Annotated in this window: 13 protein-coding genes; 3 read left to right on the forward strand and 10 right to left on the reverse strand. The window is 68.9% G+C overall.

What is annotated here, in order from left to right:
- Nucleotides 1–840 precede the first annotated feature (840 nt).
- The gene (locus SM757_RS12615; protein WP_322465731.1) at nt 841–1,005 is read right to left on the reverse strand and encodes a hypothetical protein; all 165 of its coding nucleotides are present in this window, start codon (nt 1,003–1,005) and stop codon (nt 841–843) included.
- A gap of 321 nt (nt 1,006–1,326) precedes the next feature.
- Here SM757_RS12615 and SM757_RS12620 point away from each other — a divergent pair, with 321 nt between their 5' ends.
- A complete protein-coding gene (locus SM757_RS12620) occupies nt 1,327–2,007 on the forward strand; it encodes a class I SAM-dependent methyltransferase (RefSeq protein WP_322465732.1) in 681 nt (226 codons plus the stop codon).
- Nucleotides 2,008–2,135: 128 nt separating this feature from the next.
- Here the strand turns inward: SM757_RS12620 and SM757_RS12625 are convergent, their stop codons facing one another.
- The 4 genes from SM757_RS12625 to SM757_RS12640 form a co-directional block, all read right to left on the reverse strand.
- A complete protein-coding gene (locus SM757_RS12625; RefSeq protein ID WP_322465733.1) occupies nt 2,136–3,473 on the reverse strand; it encodes a ferredoxin reductase family protein in 1,338 nt (445 codons plus the stop codon).
- A gap of 141 nt (nt 3,474–3,614) precedes the next feature.
- The gene (locus SM757_RS12630; protein WP_238455934.1) at nt 3,615–4,598 is read right to left on the reverse strand and encodes a Bug family tripartite tricarboxylate transporter substrate binding protein; all 984 of its coding nucleotides are present in this window, start codon (nt 4,596–4,598) and stop codon (nt 3,615–3,617) included.
- A 99-nt stretch (nt 4,599–4,697) separates the two neighbouring features.
- Nucleotides 4,698–5,963, reverse strand: a complete 1,266-nt coding sequence (locus SM757_RS12635; protein ID WP_066341969.1) for an MFS transporter — start codon at nt 5,961–5,963, stop codon at nt 4,698–4,700.
- A 257-nt stretch (nt 5,964–6,220) separates the two neighbouring features.
- On the reverse strand, nt 6,221–7,525 hold the full coding sequence (locus SM757_RS12640; RefSeq protein WP_322465734.1) for a gallate dioxygenase: 1,305 nt from the start codon (nt 7,523–7,525) through the stop codon (nt 6,221–6,223).
- Between the two features lie 299 nt (nt 7,526–7,824).
- Here SM757_RS12640 and SM757_RS12645 point away from each other — a divergent pair, with 299 nt between their 5' ends.
- A complete protein-coding gene (locus tag SM757_RS12645) occupies nt 7,825–8,739 on the forward strand; it encodes a LysR family transcriptional regulator (protein WP_322465735.1) in 915 nt (304 codons plus the stop codon).
- Nucleotides 8,740–9,643: 904 nt separating this feature from the next.
- On the opposite strand, the gene SM757_RS12650 is transcribed toward SM757_RS12645, so the two are convergent.
- The 5 genes from SM757_RS12650 to SM757_RS12670 form a co-directional block, all read right to left on the reverse strand.
- The gene (locus tag SM757_RS12650) at nt 9,644–10,618 is read right to left on the reverse strand and encodes a bifunctional helix-turn-helix transcriptional regulator/GNAT family N-acetyltransferase (protein ID WP_322465736.1); all 975 of its coding nucleotides are present in this window, start codon (nt 10,616–10,618) and stop codon (nt 9,644–9,646) included.
- Between the two features lie 7 nt (nt 10,619–10,625).
- Entirely contained in the window at nt 10,626–10,826 is a 201-nt protein-coding gene (locus SM757_RS12655) for an SMP-30/gluconolactonase/LRE family protein (protein WP_322465737.1), read from the reverse strand.
- A gap of 77 nt (nt 10,827–10,903) precedes the next feature.
- On the reverse strand, nt 10,904–11,890 hold the full coding sequence (locus SM757_RS12660) for a Bug family tripartite tricarboxylate transporter substrate binding protein (RefSeq protein ID WP_322465738.1): 987 nt from the start codon (nt 11,888–11,890) through the stop codon (nt 10,904–10,906).
- A gap of 39 nt (nt 11,891–11,929) precedes the next feature.
- Complete coding sequence (locus SM757_RS12665) at nt 11,930–13,219, reverse strand: CaiB/BaiF CoA transferase family protein (protein ID WP_322465739.1); 1,290 nt, start codon at nt 13,217–13,219, stop codon at nt 11,930–11,932.
- Nucleotides 13,216–14,193 (reverse strand): hydroxymethylglutaryl-CoA lyase, encoded by a 978-nt coding sequence (locus SM757_RS12670; protein WP_322465740.1) that lies wholly within the window; start codon nt 14,191–14,193, stop codon nt 13,216–13,218. The genes SM757_RS12665 and SM757_RS12670 overlap by 4 nt, the downstream gene beginning before the upstream one ends.
- A gap of 151 nt (nt 14,194–14,344) precedes the next feature.
- On the opposite strand from SM757_RS12670, the gene SM757_RS12675 reads away from it, so the two are divergent.
- A complete protein-coding gene (locus SM757_RS12675; protein WP_066341829.1) occupies nt 14,345–15,067 on the forward strand; it encodes an IclR family transcriptional regulator in 723 nt (240 codons plus the stop codon).
- Nucleotides 15,068–15,150: the final 83 nt, after the last annotated feature.

Here is a 15,150-nt window from a genome sequence, read left to right on the forward strand (position 1 = left end):
GTGCCTTATGTTTCGGCCGTGTACAGACGCAGATAAGGCAAGCGGCTGTTAGACAATGTTTCTGGAGTAACCGCATGCGAAACAAGGTCTCGAAGGACTGTTTCGCGATTGTGTCACTGGAGAAGTGGCGCACCTGACGTGGCTGCCTACCCGTCGGCCGGCACCGTTTATGGGCGGCAAACCAAAGAACTTGATTGAAAAGTGTAACTACTGCGCTGGATCAAATTCGGCAGTACCTGAAAATACTTGATAGCCGAATGCCGCGAATTATTTCACGGCGACGTGCCGCTTTTCGGTGCGGCGACATACTCCCAGCCCTCGTCCCGCAAAACCAAGGCCGCCCCGGTATGGCGCAGACAAGACATCTCCAAGCGGGCAGGCGTCACCGGCCCGCTGCTGTCGTCGGCGGTGGGGGCAGCTTCACGCCGAGCGCCTTCGCCGAACGGCTGACGGCGAACGGCTGAGCGTGAAAGTGCCGTGTTGACACGACACGGTCATGCAGCGGCGGTGCAATGGCCTGCCGTGCAACGACTGGCCGCCGGCCGCGCAGCGCGCCGCCCAAAGGAACCGCTTTGAATCCCGCCGCACTTGTCCACCTCCAGCCCGCGATGCTGGGCCAATACGCCCGGCAATCGCCCCCGCCGGGGCCCTGCGCGGCGCCGGACGAGCGCAAATGGGCCACGGTCGCCGGCATTGCGCTGCTGGCGGTAGCGCCCGTACTCATTGCGCTGGCGGCGTAGGCGGCCTGTTTCTCCCAGTGAAATTGACGCGCCCAAAAACAGGAAAGCCACACCGCAGTGTGGCTTTCCTCTTCTTCGCGCCCATTCAATTCGAGCCTCATCACTTGGGCATGATGTTTTTGCAGTCCGTCGGCGGATTGATGGCCAGGCAGGCGCCCAAGTCGCCAATCACGTCGTCCGATTGGGCATATATCTGGCCGCCTGAAGCGATGACGCCCAGGGCAAGCACCAGGATATAGGCGTTGGATTTGAGCATTTTCAGCATGGTGGACTACTCCTGAAATTTCCCGTTGATGGCCTTTGTCCCGCTTCCCGCCGCGTGGTGAAGCAAGAGGCTTATCGATCAACCTGGATTCAGTATCTCCAGGCAGCGCGGGCGCCACAAACCGATAAAGCGCAGTGTTCGGGACGGATCGAAAGCCGCCGTGCTGTAGGCGGGTTCTTACACGGGCGAACCCAGCGCATGGCGCACCTGCGCGCCCATTGGTGCGAGTCGCAAGCCGCTTCTCTTCATCCGTGAAATTTCACGCCACTATGGCGGCTCGCGGCGCACGGCTCGCTCGTCGTCCACCACTGAGGCATCGCAATGCAGGACAGGCCCTCGAACTTCACGGACCCGGCCACCGTCGCGTCCTACGCGAGCGACACCCCGCGCAAGGTGCCCGGCCTCGCCGATCTCCACCGGATGGCCGCGCTGCTGCTGGCCGAGCAAGCGCCGGCTGCGGCCCATGTGCTTGCCGTCGGCGCCGGCGGCGGGCTGGAGCTCCTGTCCCTGGCCACGGCACAGCCGGACTGGCGCTTCACCGGCGTGGACCCGTCACCCGCGATGCTGGCTCTTGCGCACCAGGCCGTTGCATCTTTCGCGGAAAGGGTTGAGCTTGTGACGGGGCTCGTCGATCAGGTCACCGCCGGGCCCTTCGATGGCGCCACCTGCCTTCTCACGCTGCATTTCCTGGACCGAGGCGAACGGTTGCGGACGCTGCGGGAGATCCATCGCCGCCTGAAGCCGGGCGCACGCTTGGTGGTGGCCCATCACGCGCCGCCCGGAGAAAACGCCGAGCGGTGGATGGCGCGATCGGTTGCTTTCGGGGCCGGAGCCCGTCCGGATCGGGCAAGCACCGCGGCCGCCGGCACGCTGATGACCCAGCGGCTGCCACTGCTCACGCCGCGCGAGGAGGAAGCCTTGCTGCGTGACGCTGGCTTCGTCGACGTGGAGCTGTTCTATGCAGCCTTCTCGTTCCGCGGCTGGGTGGGAAGCAGGGCCTGAGTCGCCAGGCCGCGGTCTTGCGCGCATTCCGCTTGCCGTCCCGGCCGAAAGTTACCGTTCAAGCGGCATGCGAGCTTGCGACTCGCGCCCTGTGCGCCTGTAGGCCCGTGCGCTGCCCGCCCTGCGTCTCACCGGAAATGGAACAACTCCTGGTGGAAATGCCGCCCCGGCAGGCCGTGCCTGCACAAATCCTTGCGCAGGGATTGGCCGAAGGCCGGCGGGCCGCAGAACCACACGCTGCCCGTGGCCCATTCCGGCACGGCCGCGCGCAGCCGCTCTCCCGTGAGGCGGTCGTCGCGCCCGTCCAGCAGCACGTGCAGCCGCACGCCGGCGGCGCGGGCATCGGCCTCCAGCTTGGCCAGGGCCGCGGGCTCCAGCACGGCGGTGGGGTGGAACAGGTCCACCTCCAGGCACTGCCCCTGCGCGGCGAGCTGCTTCATGCGCGCCACGAAGGGCGTGATGCCTATGCCCGCGCCTATCCACACCTGGCTCTTCAGGCCGTCGTCGAAATCGAAGCAGCCGTAGGGGCCTTCCACCGTCACCGGCATGCCGGGTTTCAGCCGCTCGGCCAGCCGCGCCGTGTGGTCGCCCAGGGCCTTGGTGATGAAGCTGATGGTGCCGGCCTGGGCGTCCCAGGCCGAGGCGATGGTGTAGGGATGCGGGCCCTCGCGCGGGTCGGACATGGCAAAGGCGAACTGCCCGGCCGCGTGCCCCGGCCAGCCCGGCTGCAGCGCGATGCGCGACTCCACCACGCGCAGCGCGGGGTGCGCTTCCACGGCCTCCACCACGCCGGCCACCTTGCGGCCGGCGCCTATGCGCCCGGCCAGCGACAGCAGCGCGGCGGCCACGCCGCCCGCGAGCAGCAGCGCCATCAACCAGCCCACGGGCTGGCGCCAGTACTCGAATTTCAAGAGCACGACGGCGTGCCAGGCGAACACCAGATAGGCCAGCGCCAGCCATTTGTGCGTCTTGCGAAACAGGTGATAGGGAAACCACTTCACCAGCGCCAGCACCAGCAGCACGGCCGCGGCATAGAAGGCCCATTCGCCCATGGTTTCGGCCAGGCCGCGCTGGCTGCGCAAAAAGCCTTCGACGGCGCCCAGCGTGGACGGGTCAGGCCGCGGGCCTCGCGGGGGCCGCACCAGCCAGCCCCAGCCGACCATCCATTTCGTGCCCTTGGCGACCCACCAGTGCGCCGTGGCGGCCACGAGGGCCGTGATGCCCAGCCACTTGTGCAGGCGGTAGAGCTTGTCCAGGCCGTCCAGGTGCGGCTCCAGCCAGCGCGGGCGCAGCGCCAGCAGCAGGGCCACGCTCATGGCGCCCACGGCCACCACGCCGCTGAGCTGGACGAACACCGTGCGGAAGGGGAAGTAGCCCAAAGGCGAGGGGAAAAGCGTGTCGGCCAGCAGCCAGGTGCCGGCCAGAAGGGCCAGCAGCGCCGTGAGGGCAATTTTTATGCGGTTCATGACAGGGCAGTTTCAAGGCACCTGCCAGGGCGGCGCAGCGGCCGCCACCCCGGCGGCTTGGCTGCATTGCAGCACCGGCACATGTCCCGGGTTGGGCTGGCGTGTGAAGGAATGTGGCTGGCGACGGCGGAGGGCGCGCCCTCAATCCAGCTTGACGTGGCCGGCCTTGACCACCTCGGCCCAGCGCGGGATCTCGCGGGCGATGAGGTCGCCGAAAGCCTTGGGGCTGTTGGGCGTGGGGATGGCTCCCTCGGCGGCAAGCTGCTCTACCACGGCGGGCGTCTGCAGCGCCTGGTTGATCTCGGCATTGAGCCGTGCCACCACCGCCGCAGGCGTGCCCGCGGGGGCGACGATGCCGTACCACTGGTCGGCGTCGAAGCCGGGCATGCCGCTTTCGGCCACGGTGGGCACGTTGGGCAGCACGGCCATGCGCTGCGGGCTGGAGACGGCCAGTGCGCGCAGCTTGCCGCTGCGCACGTGCGGCAGCACCCCGGGTGCGCCGGTGAAGGTGGCGTCCACCTGGCCGCCCAGCAGGTCCGTCACCGACGGCGCCGTGCCCTTGTAGGGGATGTGCAGCATGGGGAAGTTGGCCCTGAGCTTCAGGTACTCGAAGGCGATGTTGGCGGCGCTGCCGTTGCCGCCCGACGAATAGCTGAGCTGGCCGGGCCTGGCCCGGGCCTGGGCGATGAGGTCGGCCAGGCTCTTGCAGGGCGAGGCGGCGTTGACCACCAGCACGTTGGGCACGCGCGCCACCCAGGCCACGGGCACGAAGCTTTTCAAGGGGTCGTAGGCCAGCTTGGGGTAGAGCGCGGGGTTGACCGCCAGCGTGCCGATGTGGCCCATGAGCAGGGTGTTGCCGTCGGCCTCGGCGCGGGCCACCTCGGTGGCGCCCAAGGAGCCGCCGGCACCGGGCTTGTTGTCTATGACCACCGTCTGGCCCAGGGCCGGGCCCAGGCGGGCGCCGATGGCGCGGGCCAGGATGTCGGTGGAGCCGCCGGGCGGAAAGGGCACGACCAGGCGCAGCGGCCTGGCCGTTTGGGCCTGCGCGGCGCTTGCCCCGGCGAGGGCGCCCAGGGCCCCCAGCAGCAGGCCGCGTCGGCGGGAGGACGGGGTTTGCGTGCTCATTGCTGACTTCATGGGGCGAAGGATGACAGGAGCGCAGACCCTTGCCGGCGCCCGCCGGTTGCCGGGCGCGCGCCGCGGCGCTTCTCGGCGGCGATTTTGTCAGTCGCCGCTGCGGCGGCCCAGCAGCACCGCGGCGGCGGCCAGCGCCGCGGGGAGGGCCAGCAGCGACAGGATGGTCTCGAAACTCCAGCCCAGCCCCAGCAGCACGCCGCCTATGGCCGAGCCGAAGATGCTGCCGAAGCGGCCCATGCCCAGCATCCAGCTCACGCCGGTGGCACGGGCCACCGTCGGGTAGCAGGACGGCGCATAGGCGTTCAGCCCCGTCTGCGCGCCGCTCATGCAAAAGCCCACCAGCGCCACCAGCAGGCCCAGCGCCGCGGACATTGCGCCGTTGAAGGCCAGCAGCAGCACGGCCAAGGCGCCTGCGAAATAAGCCAGGCTGATGACGCGCGTGGGCGCACGCTTGTCCATGAGCCAGCCCACGAACACGCCGCCCGCGGTGCCGCCGATCTGGAACATGGCCGTCATGTTGGCCGCCTGCGAGACGGTCAGGCCCGCGTCCTTGAACAGCGTGGGCAACCAGCCGGTGAGCAGGTAAATGACCATGAGACCCATGAAGTACGTGACCCAAAGCGACACGGACATCAAGGTGAAACCCTTGGACAGCAGCAGCCGCACGGGGGTGCGGGCCGGCGCCGGGGGCTCCTGGGAGACGAACGTGGTGCCGGCGGGAAAGAGGGTGTTGCACACGCGGCCCAGCGTGGCGGCGATGCGCTGCGAGGGCGCGCCGCGCACGGCCAGGAAGCGCGAGGACTCCGGCAGCAGCCAGATCAGCAGCGGCACCAGCGCCAGCGGCACCAGGCCGCCGGCCACCAGCACGGCGCGCCAGCCGAACACGGGGATCAGCGACGCCGCCACGAAGCCCACCACCGCCGAGCCCAGGTTGAAGCCGGTGAACATGAGCGTGACCATGAGCGAGCGGCGCTGCTCAGGCACGTACTCCGACAGCAGCGTGCTCGTGTTGGGCATGGCCGCGCCCAGGCCGATGCCGGTGAGAAAGCGCAGCAGGGCGAGCTGCGTCACGTCCTGCGCGTAGGAAGCGGCCAGCGTGAGCAGCGCAAAGGCCAGCACCGAGCCGACCAGCACCTTCTTGCGGCCCACCTTGTCCGAAGCCGGACCGGCGAAGAGCGCGCCCACGACCAGGCCGAAGGGCGCGGCGCTCATGACGATGCCAAAGGCCGCGCGCGAGATGCCCCACTCCTGCAGGATGGTGGGCGCGACGAAGCCCATGATGGCCACGTCCATGCCGTCGGCCGCGACGATGAGGAAGCACAGCGCCAGCACCAGCCACTGGTAGCCTGACATGGCGCGGCCGTTGATGAACGTGCGCACGTCCACCGGGCTGCTTGCGGTTGAGGAATTCACTGTTGTCTCAGAAGGGGAAAACGGGATCGCGGTGGGGGTCGAGCTCACTGTCGTCTCCGTGTCGTTGGTGATCGGCGGCGGGCGCTGCAAGCGCCAAGCGCGCAGCGCTGCGCACACGCGCCCGGTTGGGCGCGCGGTTCAGGCGGGGGAAGGAAAGCGCGCGCAGGGCAAGGCGCCCGGCGGTGCCGGGCCGGGCCTCAGGCCTGGGCCTTCTCGGCCGGCTGGTCCCAGCTCAGGCTGGCGGCGTCCTTGCCGGCCACCGAGTACAGCGCGCCGGGCGCGTTGCGCGTGGCCTGGAACTGCTCCAGCGTCTGGCCGCGCATGGCGGCGTAGATGTGCAGGTTGGAGACGCCCACGACCGCGCCCAGCTTCTCCAGGACGAAGAAGCTCGCGCCGTACTGGATGAGGGCGCGCCAGTCCAGGCGGCGCACCATGTCGCGCTCCTGCTCGGTGAGCCCCGCGCCGGCCAACGCGGCCTCGGGCTCGGCCAGGAAACGCGCGCGCTGCGCGGGGATGATAAGGTCGTGCAGGAAGCGGTTGAGCCGGTAACCCTTGACGCTGCGTTCCACGGTGAACGGGTAGGTGCCCTGCAGCTTCTCCGCGCCCTGGAGCTGCTTGCCCATGGCCTCGCGGTGGCGCTCCAGCACGCTTTGCGGCAGCGGACCTGCGTCGCACTCGAAGATGGCGGTGGCGATGCCCGTCATGGAGGGCAGGTAGTAGCTGCGGTGTTTACAAGCCACCTTGGCGCCCAGCGCGCCGCGCATGGTCAGCCACATGATGACCTCGGCGCCTTCCATGCCGCCCAGCGCCGCGTACTCGGCGTGCGTCATGTCGGCGAGCTGCTCGGGATCCTTCTCGAACAGGTCCAGGAACTGGTGGTCCCACTCGACGTTGTTGAAGCCCGCGCGCTCGCCGTGCACCTGGTGCGACAGGCCGCCGGTGGCGACCACGGCCACGCGCAAGTCCTCGGGGTAGCTCTCGATCGCGCGGCGCAGCGCCTGGCCCAGCTTGTAGAAGCGGCGCGCCGTGGGAATGGGGAACTGCAGCACGCCCATTTGCAGCGGCACCAGCTTGGCGGGCCAGTCCGGCTGGTGCTCGCACAGCATGGACAGCGGCGAGAAGCAGCCGTGGTCCAGCGGCTTGCCCTGGAAGCACGACAGGTCGAACTCCTCGCCCACCAGCGACTGCGCGATGTGCGCGGCAAGCTGCGGGTGCCCGGCGATGGGGGGCAGGTCGCGGGCGCCGCCGCCCTCGTCGGCCACGTGCCACTCCTGCCCAATGCCCAGCGCGAAGGCCGAGTAGTGGTCGAAGAAGAAGGAGGTGATGTGGTCGTTGTAGGTCAGCAGCAGCACGTCGGGGCGCTGGTCCTTGATCCACTGGCGCACCGGGTCGAAGGCTTCGAACACCGGCTGCCAGGCCGGGTCGTGGCGCTTGTCGCGGTCGAAGGCGAAGCCGATGGTGGGCGTGTGGGACGCGGCGATGCCGCCAATGATGGTTGCCATGCGGGTGGTTCTCCCTGATTGGGCTTGCGCGGGCTGCAAACGAGGACGCGACTCTAGGGACGCGCCCCCGCCCGCATAAGATGACGCGGATCAAGACGCGATAACCGCTCGGAATCAGGGAAAACGCGCAGCCGCACAGACACATTCGGGCAATGCGGCGGGCTGCACGCGCAACGCTGGCCAAATCGGCTGTCTCTACAGGGGCCACAGGGGCGTGGCGCCGCGGGCCACGCGTCCAACGCACTCGCTAAGATGCCGCCCCTTTTCCCGGCTGCGATAACCGCCGGACAGGGTCCTTGATGAAATTGCAGTCCTTGCGCGCGCTGCTGGCCGCGGTGGAAACGGGCAGCCTGCGCAACGCGGCGCGCCGGCTGGGCGTGTCGCAGCCGGCCCTCACCAAGGCCATACGCGAGCTGGAGCTGGAGTTGGGCGCGCCGCTGCTGCTGCGCTCCAACACGGGCGTGGCCACCACACCGCAGGGCCGGGTGCTAGCCGACCGCGCGAAATCGGTGGAGCGCGAGCTGGCCGCCGCCGTGGACCAGATACGCCAGCTCGGCGGCGAGATGGTGGGCAGCCTGCATGTGGCGGCCGTGCCGCTGGCGCTGATGCTGCTGGTGCCCGAGGCGCTGCGCACGTTCAGCGCCAGCTATCCGGGCATCCGGCTGCGTATAGACGAGGAACTGTACATGGCGCAGCTCTCTAAGCTGCGCGCCGGGGAGGTGGAAGTGGCCGTCGGCCCCATGCCGCAAGGGCTGCCGGCGGGCGACATCGTGGTCGAGCCCCTCATGCCCATACAGATGGTCGTGGTGACGGGCAAATCGTCGCCGCTGGCGCGGGCGAAATCGCTGCAGGAGCTGTTCGATGCGCGCTGGGTGTTCACCGGCACCTCGGCCGACGGCGGCTACGCCAAGCACCTGTTTGCCGAGCACGGCCTGCCCGTGCCCAAGGCCAGCGCGGTGGTGAATTCCACGCTGGGCCTGGTGTCGCTGATCTGCGGCGGCGACTTCGTGGGCCTGATGCCGCGGCAGATCGCCGCGCACCCCATGGCCGCGGCCTACATGCGCACCGTGCCCATCAAGGAAGGCGCGCTGCAGGCCACCATGGCCGCGATGACGCGGCCGGAAAGCGCGCTGGTGCCGGCGGTGCGCCAGTTCATCGCGCACCTGAGCCGCGCGGCCCACCACTTCGGCCACCTGGAAGGGCCGGCCTGGTAGGGCGGCCGTCCTGTGTGCAGGCGGCATTGGCCGACGTTGCGGCAGCCCCGCGCGCTGGTCGCGCGCGCGACGAGTTCGCGTACTGCCGGAGCGACGGTCTTGTGCCCGTTGCGGACGGACGGTCTACTTTCGCTGACGTCCGCTCTGCGGTGAAAACAGGCGTAGAGACCTTTGAAAGTTGACGAATCGATCGCAAGGTATGAACTTTGCCGGATCACTGCATCCCTTCACTGGAGTGCAGCATGACTAGAGGTGACAAGTCGTCCTATTCGGACAAGCAAAAGCGTCAAGCCGAGCACATTGAGAGCGGCTATGAGCATCGCGGTGTTCCAAAGGAAGAAGCCGAACACCGCGCCTGGGCCACAGTCAACAAGGAAACCGGCGGGGGAAAGAAGTCGGGTTCCGGCCGTGGTCGTTCAGAGAACCATGAGCCATCCCGCAAGGGTGGGCGCCTAGGCGGAAGAGCTGCGGCGAGCCGGACGGCTGCCGAGCGCTCTGCGTCGGCCAAGAAGGGGGCTGAGACACGCAAACGCAACGCCGCAGCCCGTGCTGGTCACCATTGAGGGGGTGCTCCTCTCAACCGTGAGGCCTTGAGTTGTTGTCCGAATCCGGCGTGGCAAGGTAATGGTCAGGCAAGAGCTAGCTCAACTCACGTTTGGTCACCAGCCTGCAGGTGGCCGAAAACAGCCTTGAATGACCGGCCAACCTGTCGATGCGAGGGGCCGGTGTTGGCCGAGAGCTGCTACTCAAGCTGTATGCGGACTTGCGACTTGCGCCACTACCGCCACGCTCGGTGCTGTCGGCAGCTCCCCTTCAGCGAACTGGCTCGACCAGCTCTATTCACTCCCTGCTGCGGACGGCGCTCAACTCATGCGCCCATTGTCCAAGCGGCGGGGAGACCCATTCACACCTGCTGAGCGGTCAAGTCCAGCTCCCAGGTCTCTCCGATCAGGTCGTGTCCGAAGCCTTGAAACGGCTCACTTTCGATGAGCTTGTAGCCCGCCTTGCTGTAGATGTGCTTGGCCGCCGACAGTTGGCTGTTCGTCCACAACCGCACGCGCTGATAACCGGCCTCGCGTGCGAATCGGTGGCATTCGGCGACCAGCCGTTCGCCCAAGCCGAGGCCACGGGCAGAGGGCTCGACCAACAGCAGCCGCAACTGCGCGGTGCGGTCGAGGGGCTGCTTGGTTGCCTCGTCTCGCGCCTGAACAAGACACACGCAGCCGATGTTGACGCCATCGCGCTCGGCTATCCAGCAGGCTTCGCGGCTGGCATCAAAGCGGTCGATGAAGTCGGCGGCGATTCGCGCAACCAGTGCCTCGAAGCCCATGTCGAATTGGTATTCGCGCGCATAGAGCGCCCCATGCCGCGACACCAGCCAACCCATGTCGCCTGGACGGTGAGGCCGCAAGATGAAACTGTTCTTCGCCAACTTGCCGCCCGCCTCGTCCAGCAGGAGTTGCACACGCTGAAAGGCCTGCAGCAGCTCGGCCTGCTGTGTATCGCTGAGCCGGCTCAGCAGCGCCTCGACCTGCTGTTGCGAGCGGCGCTCCAGCGGCTCGAAGGCGAGGCGGCCGGCGGCGGTGAGTTGCAGCAGCGACTGGCGAGCGTCGTCCTTGCTGCGGGTGGCGTCCACAAGCTCGCGCTCCTTCAAGGCACGCAGCAAGCGGCTCAGATAGCCTGCATCCAGATCCAGCAGGCGTCCCAGGTCAGTGGCAGTGATGCCAGCGCCGTCGTCCAGATGCGCCAGCTCCCACAGGATGCGGCACTCGGTGAGCGTGAATTCCGAGTCCAGCAAGCCCTCGTTCAACACGCCGATTTGGCGGGTGTAGAAGCGGTTGAAGCGGCGGACGGCTTCGATGCGGTTGCTGGAGGTCATGGCCAGATCATCGGCCAATTGCTTGCTTTAGGCAAGTAATTGATTGCTTATAGACCGTCGCGACCACCACGCGGTTGTCGGCATCGATGGTCATGCCGTCCGGCCCGCTGGTGCCGAAGAAGGTGCGAAACGCACCGACCTTGGAAACGGACCCTTCAGGCAGCAGCGGCCCGCGCCAGACGGCATGGCCGCGCGTGACGGCCACCAACAGGAGATGGATGTCTCCTGCAATGGAACGGCCTGGGCCTTGGCCCGGCGTCCTTGGAATTGCCATGGGTGCGGGGCTTACTCGGGCTTCACGCCGGCCGAGCGGACGACGTCGCCCCAGCGGGCGTGCTCGGCCTTGAGGAACTGCGCGAGCTGAGCCAGCGTGCCCGTCATGGGGGAGCTGCCTTCTTCCACCAGCTTGGCGATGGTGGCGGGCTTGGCCAGGGCGGCCTCCACGGCGTCGTGCATGCGCTTGACGATGTCGGCCGGCATTCCGGCCGGCCCCACCAGCACCTTCCAATCCAGCGCCTCGAAACCCGGGTAGCCCGCCTCGCCCACGGTGGGCACGTCGCCCAGGATGGGCAGCCGCTTGGCCGAGGTCACGGCCAGCGCGCGCAGCTTGCCGCCCTTGATCAGCGGCAGCGCCGCCTGCGGCGTGGGCAGCATGAAATCGGTCTGCCCGCCCATGAGGTCCGAGAGTGCCGGCGCCGCGCCCTTGTACGGCACGTGCGTGGCCTGGTAGCCCGCGCGCTTGGCCAGCAGCTCGCCGGCCAGGTGGCCGACGGTGCCATTGGCCGCCGAGGCCATGGTCAGCGCACCGGGCTTGGCCTTGGCGGCCGCCACCAGGTCGGCCAGCGTCTTGTAGGGCGAGGCGGCATTGACCACCACCACGACCGGCTGCTGCGCCACGAAGGCGATGGGCGTGAAGGCCTTGAGCGCGTCATACGGCATCTTGGCGTAGAGGGTCGGGTTGATCGCCAGGTTGGAGGTCTGGCCCAGGCCCACGGTGTAGCCGTCGGCCTTGGCCTTGGCCACGGCGTCCATGCCGATGTTGCCGCCCGCGCCGGGCTTGTTGTCCACCACGAAGGTCCACTGGGTGTCGGCCGTGACGCGGTCGGCCACCAGACGGGCCACCACATCGGTGGCGCCGGCGGGCGTGTACGGCACCACCAGCCGGATGGGCTGCGCAGGCCAGGCTTGGGCCATCGCGCCGGTCGTGGCGGCCAGGCTGGCCAGCATGGCGAGCGTCTTCAGTGCGCCACGGCGGGAGTTCAATGTCTGCATGGGAATGTCCGTGTTCAATCGGGGTGCAAATGCACGGTTTCAGGCCTTGGCCGGCTCGGCGCTCGCCGGGGAGGCATCGGGCTGGGCGCAGATCACGCCGTCGGCACGCAGGGCCTGGATCTGGGTGTCGTCGCAGCCCAGCTCGCGCAGCAGCGCCTGCGTGTGCGCGCCCAGTGCCGGCGGCGGCGTGCGCAGCGGCAGGCGCTGGCCGCCCAGCGCCAGGGGCAGCAGCGGCGTGTGGGTGTCCACTGCCTGGCCGGCGCCGCTGGCGTCGGCCGGCACCGACACCGGCGCCAGGCCGCCGGTGCCCAGCAGGTGCGGGTCATTGAACAGGTCTTGCGGCCGCGTGATGGGCGCGTAGGGCAGGCCGATCTTTTCGAAGCGCGCGGCCAGCTCCGCCGCGCCGTACGCGGCGAACTGGTCGCGCAACGCCGGCAGCAGCCATTCGCGGGCACGCACGCGGTCGTTGTTGGTCTTCAGGCGCGGGTCGGCGGCCAGGCGCTCCATGCCGAACTCGCGGCACATCAGCGCCCACTGCGTGTCGCTCACCGCGGCCAGGAAGATCTGCTCGCCGTCCTTGACGGTGAAGACGTCGTACACCGCCCAGGCCGAGATGCGGCTGGGCATGGGCGCGGCGGGCTTGCCCGTGACGGCGAACTGCATCATGTGCTGCGCCACGAGGAACACGTTGTTCTCGAACAGCGAGCTCTGCACCTCCTGGCCGCGGCCGGTGCGCTCGCGCTGCTGCAGCGCCGCCATCGCGCCCAGCGCGCCGAACATGCCGCCCATGATGTCGTTGACGCTGGTGCCCGCGCGCAGCGGGCGGCCTTCCGGGCCCGTCATGTAGGCCAGCCCGCCCATCATCTGCACCACCTCATCCAGCGCAGTGCGGTGCTCGTAGGGACCGGGCAGGAAGCCCTTGTGCGCCACGTAGACCAGGCGCGGGTTGAGCCTGGAAAGCGCCTCGTAGCCCAGCCCAAGCCGGTCCATGGTGCCGGCCTTGAAGTTCTCGCTGAAGACGTCGGCGCCGGCCACCAGGCGCAGCACGATCTCCAGGCCGCGCGGGTCCTTCACGTCCACCGCCAGGCTCTTCTTGTTGCGGTTGAAGGTGGAGAAGAAGCCTGCGCCCGACCCCAGCAGGCGCCGCGTGCTGTCGCCCCCCAGCGGCTCGACCTTGATGACCTCGGCGCCGAGGTCGGCCAGGATCATGCCGCAGGTGGGGCCCATCACCATGTGTGTGAACTCAACGACGCGCACGCCTTCGAGCGGCAGCGCCTGGGTGTGCGGGGCGGCGGCGGGGGTGGCGGCGGAAGTGGTGGGCTCGCTCATGCGCAGTCCTTTTCAATGCGGTCCAGCAGACGTTCGCTTGCGGGGCAGCGGCCGTCGGCATACGTGAAGCCCTTGGTCAGGCCGGCTTCGGGGGTCATGCCGTAGAGCGGCTCGCCGGGCAGGCCGGCGGCCAGCGCGTCGCGCGCGGCCATCAGGCGCTCCAGGTCCACGCCCGTGTGCACGCCCATGGCCTCGAACATGAACACCAGGTCTTCGGTCACCACGTTGCCTGACGCGCCGGGCGCATAGGGGCAGCCGCCCAGGCCGCCTTGCGAGGCGTCGAAGGTGCGCACGCCCACATCAAACGCGGCCAGGCAGTTGGCCAGGCCCAGCCCGCGGGTGTTGTGCATGTGGGCCGCGCCGGTGCGCTCGCCTATGGCGGCGCGCACGCGGTTAAAGAGGCGCCGCACCTGCGCGGGATGGGCCATGCCGGTGGTGTCGGACAGGCCCACCTCGTCCACGCCCGCCTCGACGGCGCGCTCGGCCACCCACACCACCTCGTCTTCCGGCACGGCGCCCTGGAGGGTGCAGCCGAAGGCGGTGGACATGCCGACCTCGACCCGCGCGGCGGGGTAGCGCTCCCGGCGCAGCGCGGTGATGGCGCACAGATCCTGCAGCGCCTGCTCGCGCGTCTTGCGCACGTTGGCCAGCGAATGCGCCTCGCTGGCCGACAGCGGCATGGAGATCTTGTGCACGCCCGCGGCCAGCGCGGCCTCGGCGCCGCGCAGGTTGGGCACGAGCGCCATCACGGTCAGGCCGGGCTTGGCCAGCGCATGGCGCACCACGTCGGCCACGTCCGCCATCTGCGGCAGCAGCCTGGCCGGGACGAACGAGCCGACCTCGATCTCGCGCAGGCCGGCATCGAAGAGGCGGTCTATCCAGGCGCACTTGGCCGCCGTGGGCATGGTGCGCCCAACGCTTTGCAGGCCATCGCGCGGGCCCACTTCGCTGATCAGGACCGAGGGCAGGGACATGCTCGTCTCCAAAATTCTGTAGGTTAGAACGTTGTTCTGTTAGACGAATCTTAAGCCGGGACCCAGGGACCGTCAAATCCCGCTGGATGCGGCGGGATAAAGTCGCCAGCCCGGGCGGGACCGCCCGCTGAACGCAATCGAGAACGAAGAGATGCCCCGTAAAGCCGCTGTTGCTTCCGTGGCCGACCAGCACGCCGCCCCAGGCGGCGCTGCGGCGGTGGACCGTGCCCTGAGCCTGTTGTGCGCCTTTCGCAGCGGCGAAGACGCTTTGTCGCTGGCGGAGTTGTCCGAGCGCACCCAGCTCTACAAGAGCACCGCATTGCGGCTGCTGGCGTCGCTGGAGCACGCGCGGCTGCTGCAGCGCATGGCCGACGGCCGCTACGCGCTGGGACCGGAGGTGGCGCGGCTCAATGCCGTCTACGCCGCCTCCTTCTCGCTGGAGGCGCAGGTGATGCCGGCGATGCGCGAGCTCGTGGCCGCGACGCAGGAGAGCGCCGCTTTCCACGTCCGCCAGGGCGACCAGCGGCTGTGCCTGTACCGGGTGGATTCGCCGCACCTGCTGCGCGACCACATCCGCGCCGGCGACCTGCTGCCGCTGGACCGGGGCGCCGGTGGACGGGTGCTGATGGCGTTCGGGGGCGCCCAGGGGCGCATGTACGAGGAGATACGCCAGCGCGGCTTCGTGGTGCTGTCCAGCGACCGCGTGCCGGGGCTCACCGGCATCTCCGCGCCGGTGTGGAATGCCGCGGGCGAGCTGGCCGGCGCACTGACGCTGACGTTGCCTGAGCAACGCATGAAGCCGGAGTTCACGGACGCCGTGCGCGACGCGGCCAAGCGGCTGACGCAGCGCTTGGGCGGGCCGGCGTCAGCCTGAGGCGGCGATCAGGCGGCGACACGCCGCCGTGAAGTCGGAGCGCAGGGCGACGGGCCGCCCTGCGAAGACATCAGCGTGAAGGC

Origin of the sequence: Azohydromonas lata (assembly GCF_034427735.1) — a bacterium.
Classification (GTDB): Bacteria; Pseudomonadota; Gammaproteobacteria; order Burkholderiales; family Burkholderiaceae_C; genus Azohydromonas; species Azohydromonas lata.

Coding starts and splice junctions, on each gene's coding strand:
- SM757_RS12630 (WP_238455934.1), bottom strand. CDS start 4,598: ATGAGCACGCAAACCCCGTCCTCCCGCCGACGCGGCCTGCTGCTGGGG.
- SM757_RS12625 (WP_322465733.1), bottom strand. CDS start 3,473: ATGAACCGCATAAAAATTGCCCTCACGGCGCTGCTGGCCCTTCTGGCC.
- SM757_RS12620 (WP_322465732.1), top strand. CDS start 1,327: ATGCAGGACAGGCCCTCGAACTTCACGGACCCGGCCACCGTCGCGTCC.
- SM757_RS12645 (WP_322465735.1), top strand. CDS start 7,825: ATGAAATTGCAGTCCTTGCGCGCGCTGCTGGCCGCGGTGGAAACGGGC.
- SM757_RS12665 (WP_322465739.1), bottom strand. CDS start 13,219: ATGAGCGAGCCCACCACTTCCGCCGCCACCCCCGCCGCCGCCCCGCAC.
- SM757_RS12670 (WP_322465740.1), bottom strand. CDS start 14,193: ATGTCCCTGCCCTCGGTCCTGATCAGCGAAGTGGGCCCGCGCGATGGC.
- SM757_RS12650 (WP_322465736.1), bottom strand. CDS start 10,618: ATGACCTCCAGCAACCGCATCGAAGCCGTCCGCCGCTTCAACCGCTTC.
- SM757_RS12640 (WP_322465734.1), bottom strand. CDS start 7,525: ATGGCAACCATCATTGGCGGCATCGCCGCGTCCCACACGCCCACCATC.
- SM757_RS12660 (WP_322465738.1), bottom strand. CDS start 11,890: ATGCAGACATTGAACTCCCGCCGTGGCGCACTGAAGACGCTCGCCATG.
- SM757_RS12615 (WP_322465731.1), bottom strand. CDS start 1,005: ATGCTGAAAATGCTCAAATCCAACGCCTATATCCTGGTGCTTGCCCTG.
- SM757_RS12635 (WP_066341969.1), bottom strand. CDS start 5,963: ATGTCAGGCTACCAGTGGCTGGTGCTGGCGCTGTGCTTCCTCATCGTC.
- SM757_RS12675 (WP_066341829.1), top strand. CDS start 14,345: ATGCCCCGTAAAGCCGCTGTTGCTTCCGTGGCCGACCAGCACGCCGCC.